Source organism: Acinetobacter sp. YZS-X1-1 (genome assembly GCF_000804305.1).
Taxonomy (GTDB): Bacteria; Pseudomonadota; Gammaproteobacteria; order Pseudomonadales; family Moraxellaceae; genus Acinetobacter; species Acinetobacter variabilis.
On the sequence record NZ_JWHB01000023.1, the window covers coordinates 52,814 to 58,892 of the forward strand.

The window sequence follows — 6,079 nt, forward strand, 5'->3', positions numbered from 1 at the left end:
GCCCTAATTTAATAGGACCTCGCTAATGTTTGCCAATATCTCTATTGCTGAATTTGATCCAGAAATCGCTCAAGCAATCTCTAACGAAGATGCTCGCCAAGAAGCGCACATCGAGTTGATCGCTTCTGAAAACTATTGCTCACCAGCAGTAATGGAAGCTCAAGGATCAAAACTCACTAACAAATATGCAGAAGGCTACCCAGGCAAACGCTACTATGGCGGTTGTGAATATGTAGATGTCATTGAACAATTGGCAATTGACCGTGCTAAAGAATTATTTGGTGCTGATTATGCTAACGTTCAGCCACATGCTGGTTCTCAAGCAAACTCTGCAGTTTATTTAGCGCTGCTTAATCCAGGCGACACAGTATTGGGTATGAGTCTGGCTCACGGTGGTCACTTGACTCACGGTGCGAAAGTAAGCTTCTCAGGTAAAACTTATAATGCAATTCAATACGGTCTGAATCCAGAAACTGGTGAGATCGATTATGAAGAAGTTGAACGTTTAGCTGTAGAACACAAACCACGTATGATCGTAGCTGGTTTCTCTGCATACAGCCAAATCGTAGATTGGCAACGTTTCCGTGACATCGCGGACAAAGTTGGCGCTTACCTGTTTGTAGATATGGCTCACGTCGCTGGTCTGGTTGCTGCTGGCGTTTACCCAAGTCCAGTTCAAATTGCTGACGTAACAACTACGACTACTCACAAAACTCTTCGTGGTCCTCGTTCAGGTCTGATCCTTGCGAAAGCAAACGAAGAAATCGAGAAAAAACTTCAATCAGCTGTATTCCCGGGTAACCAAGGTGGTCCTCTGGTTCACGCGGTTGCTGCTAAAGCAATCTGCTTTAAAGAAGCAATGGCACCTGAATACAAAGCATACCAACAACAAGTGGTTAAGAATGCTCAAGCTATGGCTGAAGTTCTAATCGAACGCGGTTACGACGTTGTATCTGGCGGCACTAAAAACCATCTGTTCTTGTTGTCTCTGATCAAACAAGACATCACTGGTAAAGATGCTGATGCTTGGTTAGGTGCTGCTCACATCACTGTGAACAAAAACTCTGTACCAAACGACCCACGTTCTCCATTCGTGACTTCAGGTATCCGTATCGGTACACCTGCTGTAACGACTCGTGGTTTCGGTGAATCAGAAGTTCGTGAACTTGCTGGTTGGATCGCTGACATCCTTGATGCTAAAGGCGATGAAGCTGTAATCGCTGCGGTTAAAGAAAAAGTTGCTGCTGTTTGCGCTAAATTCCCTGTTTACGCAAAATAAGCCTAACTTGAGAAAAGCCCCCTCAAGGGGGCTTTTTTTATTGGGTGATATTTTTTCTGACTCATCTTCTGTTGCCCACTTTTATGATCAGTTAAAAGAGGAGATAAAATCCTATATATAAAATATTCATCCTTTTATAAAATAAAGTTGAGAAATACAGATCCTATAAATCTGATTTCGAAAAGAGTATTGAGTTTTTCTAAAATTGGTTACATTCTTTGAAAAACAGCTTTATAAGTTGAGTTAAGACACAATTTTTTAGCAGCTAAAAAAAGATTTTTTATATTTAACTTAATTTAATTCAATTAATCACTTAGAACTTAGATTCATTCGCTTTCTAAAGACTATTCAATCATTCATTAAACAAGGTAGTAAGAATGGCTAAACCAAAAATTATTTTATCTGAACAGGATGTGGAGCGTCTCGAAACCATGCTTGAAAATCAGGACAAGCTCAGTGAGACCATGCTTCAACTGGAAGATGAACTGGCTCGTGCTGAAGTGGTCAAGCCAGAGGACATGCCAAGCAATGTGGTGACCATGCATGCGCGTGCATTGCTGACGATTGCACCATCAACGGAGCCTGTAGAAATTACCCTAGTCTACCCACATGAGTTTAAAGGTGAAAAAGGGCAGGTGAATGTCGTAGCACCGATTGGAACTGCAATCTTGGGCCTGGCAGAAGGGCAGACCATTGAATGGCCGCAACCTGATGGTCAATTGATGAAAGTCACGATTGAAAAAGTGCTGTATCAGCCAGAGCGAGAAGGTGACTATCTATAATTTTTTAGTTAAATCGCCGATATAAAAAGGCCCCTATAATCGGGGCTTTTTAATGCCTGTGTTTTAATGCTTGGTGAGTTTATCCAGATAACCCATAATAAATGCAGAAATCACAAAAGTCAGATGCATGATGATGTACCACATGATTTTGTCATTCTCGACGTTGCGGGCATCCATAAAAATACGCAGTAAATGAATCGAAGAAATAGCTACGATGGAAGCCGCAACTTTGAGTTTAAGAGAATTGGCATCCATAGTGCCGAGCCAGTTCAGGCGGGTTTTATTTTCATCAATTTTGAGTTGCGAAACGAAATTTTCATAACCTGAAAACATCACCATCACAATAAGTCCACCAACCATGGTCATATCAACCAGGGATAGAATCACCAGGATCAGGTCAGCTTCAGTATATTCAAAGATATGCGGCAGGACATGAATCACTTCCTGAAAGAATTTTAAGGCCAGCAATAATAAAGCGAATGATAAACCAAAATAGACAGGAGCTAAGATCCAGCGTGCGGCATACATCGTATTATGAAAAAAACGTTCCATTTTATTCTCAGGTTACCTACTTTATTGTTGATCTTGATCATAAATAATTCATGCTTAAAATTCGTGAATTATTTATGTTTTATAATGTCTTATAGATATTCTTAAGTTTAAAAAAAGCTTAATTAAGACCATAAATTAACTTGGCATTTATTGTGCTTATTCTTATTTAGTTGGTTATTAGCCTATTTGAGACCGATGGAAAAGGTTCTAGAGAACAACAGCAGGTTATAGTCAAAATAATTTGTACAAGAAATGGCTGTATGCCAAACTTAATTCCAACAATATCTTCAACTTATATAAAGAAAATTCTATGGCCTGAAGCATTCCTTTGCAAAATGCTACATGTTATGTTGAATGAAAAGACGTACTATAAAAATCGAGTTCACTGAGTTTAAAGGGCCATGTCACAGATAGATGTTTTGATTCCAATCCAAGACATTGCAGTAGAGCAGAGCGAGATTCTAAGTATCAAGCGCAATGAACTTGTGCCTTTACTCAACGATCAATACAAGCTGAATCATTATGCTGACCCACTTATTCAGGCACAGTCCGTACTATTAAATGGGGTAGATCCGCATCTGACCCAACAACTGAGCCAGACGATTGAACAGCTGATTCAGATGTTGGCTCAATCAAAAAAATATCTCAAGAAGCGTAAATTTAATGCCTTACAGAAATGGCTGGGTATTGATCTCGACTATGGCTCAAGTCAGGTTGAATACTATAAAAAACTGGACTATTTACTGGATCAGGCAGATCACCTTAGCCGTAAGTTGCAAATTGAAATCCAGAAATCCCAATCTCGATTTCAGCAACTGATCGGTTTACGTGAGCAAATGGCCAAGCATATTGTGGCAGCAGAAGAATTTTTATCTGAATATCCGCAGTTTATCAGGAATCAGCATCCACTGGATAATTTTTCTGAGCGGCTGTCAAAAAAGGTGCATACCTTAAGAACCTTGCAAAGCAGTAATGACATCGCCATTACCCAGATGCAATTGTCCCAGCAACTGTCTTATAGCCTGCTGGATCGATTTAAAGAAGCACAACAGGTGCTGATCCCGGCCTGGCAATATCATGTCAAACAAAGCCAGACGAAACACTCGACAAGTGATCTGGAAAAACTCGATAATAGCCGGGACAATCTGATTAAAACGTTAAAAAAGTCACTCGAGAAACCCTCGAATACATAACAATATAAGGTGAAACATGACCAAATCTGATGTAGTAAATTTACCTGTCGAAAGCTCAACTGAACTGACTGAACAGAAGTTCCAGCAAATGGATCTGAAAGAGCTGGGCTTACAGCCTGCTGATTTTCAGGAGGTCTTGGCAGCACGTAAAGAACTGCAGAATATGAGTCATAATAGTGTGGCCGAATATGGCAAAAATATAGCCACCAAAACTTCAAGCTATACCGATGAATTGCTGAATCTGGTACAGAACAAAGATCTGGATGCAACCGGTCAAAAGCTGAATCAGGTGGTGCAGGTGGCACAGCAACTGAATACCAGCAGTATCTTGAACAAGAAAAAAAGTTCGGGATTTCTTGGCAATATCATCAGCAAATTTAAGGGTGTGAAAGATAATTTTGACTCCCATTTCAATACTACCAAAGAACAGATTGATGTGCTGGTCAAGGAAATTGAAACTTCACAATCCGGATTAAAAGCACGCGTTGATACGTTAGATAAAATGTTCGATGGGGTGCAGGAAGAATATAAACAGCTGGGTATTCATATTGCAGCTGGACGTTTACGTGAACAGGAATTACAGCAGGAAATTGCTGCGCTCACAGCTTTGCCACAAGATCAGAGCACTACGCAAAAAATCTATGACCTAAATCATCTGGCCAATAATCTGGAAAAACGCATCAGTGATTTGCAAGTATTGCAGCAATCTGCGATGCAGACTTTGCCAATGATCCGGATTATCCAGTCCAATAACCTGATGCTGGTGGATAAATTCTATGCCATTAAAAATATCACATTGCCGGCATGGAAAAACCAGATCAGTCTGGCCATTTCACTGAATGAACAGAAGAACAGCGTACAGCTGGCCAATACCATTGATGATGCGACCAATGAGCTTTTACGCCGTAATGCAGATTTATTGCATCAGAACTCGGTCGATACGACAAAAGCCAACCAGCGTTCCGTTATTGATATTGAAACGCTTGAACATGTGCAAAATACCCTCATTAAAACTGTTAATGATGTGATTCAGATCCAGAAAGAAGGTGTACAGAAACGTACTGAAGCAACGGTACGTTTAAGAGCCTTGCAAGATAATCTGAATCATTTGGTGATTGAATCAAGTACCAGTGGATCCAAACCCAACTAAATCCAGTAGGGCCAAGATCTAAAAAAAGGAGTAGAGATTGCCGCCCTTAAATGAATATGCTGTAAATCCTCAGGAAATCAGGCAAGGGGTCGTCGCACTCAAAAAGCGTCAACGTAATTTGATGCTTTTGGGGCTGACCACCTCTACGGTCTGTATCGCATCCGTGATAGGCCTATTCTTTCAGCAGGAACTGGTTTATGGCTTTTTTGGCCTGAGTACTCAGCTTCAACAGCTGCATTTACCAGTTAGCGTCAATGCTAATCTGGCCAGTATTGGGGATAGTCCGGATTATTTCTTTGCTCTATTAAGCTGGTTTGGCTGGCTGATTCTGAAAATCTTTGCTTCTTTTATTGGTGCATTTTTTCTGGTTGGATTGCTGAAGAAGTTTCGTTTCTTTTATGTGCGTTTTCAGTCTTTCATATTGAAGTTTGTAGGCTGGCTGATTTCCTTTATTGTGATCTGGTCAGGACTGACTTATTGGCAATATGACCTGAGAAATGACCGTGAAGATGCTTATCAGCAGGTGGTCTATTACGATAGTAATATCAATGATAGCGAAGTGGCACGTTATCTGGTTGATTCCGATATTGCTTCACCGGTGAAATCTTATTTACTCGCCCAAACAGCACTCTTGCATAAACCCGTTGATCTATCTGCAGCTCGACCTTATGTCGCACAAGTAGTTGAGGCAGAGCGGCAGGATAATAAGTTTGAACAATACGGATTTAAACCGCAACAGATCTGGACCATGCAGCAACAGGTCTATGGTAAAAGCCTGACGCCTGTGGCACAAAGTGTAGATCGTCAAGCCCAGCAAGCCGAACAAGTCAGCAAGATTACCAATGTCATCATTATTGGCATTGTCATCTTATTTGCCTTGCTTAGCTTAATCATATTTGTATTAGCCAATTCAATTAAGGGGCGTTCGCTACGTATTGAACAGCGAATCTTCTAAACTTAAAAATGCTCCTATAAAAGGAGCATTTTTATTTTCCAATCAATATTCGATTTCTTTGAGCCAGAGCAAGAAGCTTAGGGATAATAAAAAATAAAATTAGGTCAGAAATTACAATCTATAAAAACGATCATTAATATAAAAACAAACTGTTTTATCTATTTATCG

6 protein-coding genes are annotated in these 6,079 nt (G+C 40.3%); 5 read left to right on the forward strand and 1 reads right to left on the reverse strand.

Features of this window, described 5'->3' with window-relative positions; translation table 11 throughout:
• Positions 1-25 precede the first annotated feature (25 nt).
• Both glyA and rnk read left to right on the forward strand, forming a co-directional pair.
• On the forward strand, positions 26-1,279 hold the full coding sequence (gene glyA, locus RJ01_RS11900; RefSeq protein ID WP_004784306.1) for a serine hydroxymethyltransferase: 1,254 nt from the start codon (positions 26-28) through the stop codon (positions 1,277-1,279).
• A gap of 377 nt (positions 1,280-1,656) precedes the next feature.
• Positions 1,657-2,061 (forward strand): nucleoside diphosphate kinase regulator, encoded by a 405-nt coding sequence (gene rnk / locus RJ01_RS11905; RefSeq protein ID WP_034171243.1) that lies wholly within the window; start codon positions 1,657-1,659, stop codon positions 2,059-2,061.
• Positions 2,062-2,124: 63 nt separating this feature from the next.
• Here the strand turns inward: rnk and RJ01_RS11910 are convergent, their stop codons facing one another.
• Positions 2,125-2,613 carry a TIGR00645 family protein gene (locus tag RJ01_RS11910; protein WP_005236522.1) on the reverse strand — a complete coding sequence of 163 codons (489 nt, stop codon included), beginning with the start codon at positions 2,611-2,613 and terminating at the stop codon, positions 2,125-2,127.
• A gap of 401 nt (positions 2,614-3,014) precedes the next feature.
• Between RJ01_RS11910 and RJ01_RS11915 the strand changes: the two genes are divergently transcribed.
• Genes RJ01_RS11915 through RJ01_RS11925 form a run of 3 tightly spaced genes read left to right on the forward strand, consistent with a single transcriptional unit; the run spans position 3,015 to position 5,911 of the window.
• Positions 3,015-3,806 carry a hypothetical protein gene (locus tag RJ01_RS11915; protein ID WP_034171244.1) on the forward strand — a complete coding sequence of 264 codons (792 nt, stop codon included), beginning with the start codon at positions 3,015-3,017 and terminating at the stop codon, positions 3,804-3,806.
• A 16-nt stretch (positions 3,807-3,822) separates the two neighbouring features.
• Positions 3,823-4,956 (forward strand): toxic anion resistance protein, encoded by a 1,134-nt coding sequence (locus RJ01_RS11920; RefSeq protein ID WP_034171245.1) that lies wholly within the window; start codon positions 3,823-3,825, stop codon positions 4,954-4,956.
• A 37-nt stretch (positions 4,957-4,993) separates the two neighbouring features.
• Complete coding sequence (locus tag RJ01_RS11925) at positions 4,994-5,911, forward strand: hypothetical protein (protein WP_034171246.1); 918 nt, start codon at positions 4,994-4,996, stop codon at positions 5,909-5,911.
• Positions 5,912-6,079: the final 168 nt, after the last annotated feature.

Bases quoted from the DNA above. Each gene is read 5' to 3' on its own strand.
- glyA (WP_004784306.1), top strand. From the start codon at position 26: ATGTTTGCCAATATCTCTATTGCTGAATTTGATCCAGAAATCGCTCAA.
- rnk (WP_034171243.1), top strand. From the start codon at position 1,657: ATGGCTAAACCAAAAATTATTTTATCTGAACAGGATGTGGAGCGTCTC.
- RJ01_RS11910 (WP_005236522.1), bottom strand. From the start codon at position 2,613: ATGGAACGTTTTTTTCATAATACGATGTATGCCGCACGCTGGATCTTA.
- RJ01_RS11915 (WP_034171244.1), top strand. From the start codon at position 3,015: ATGTCACAGATAGATGTTTTGATTCCAATCCAAGACATTGCAGTAGAG.
- RJ01_RS11920 (WP_034171245.1), top strand. From the start codon at position 3,823: ATGACCAAATCTGATGTAGTAAATTTACCTGTCGAAAGCTCAACTGAA.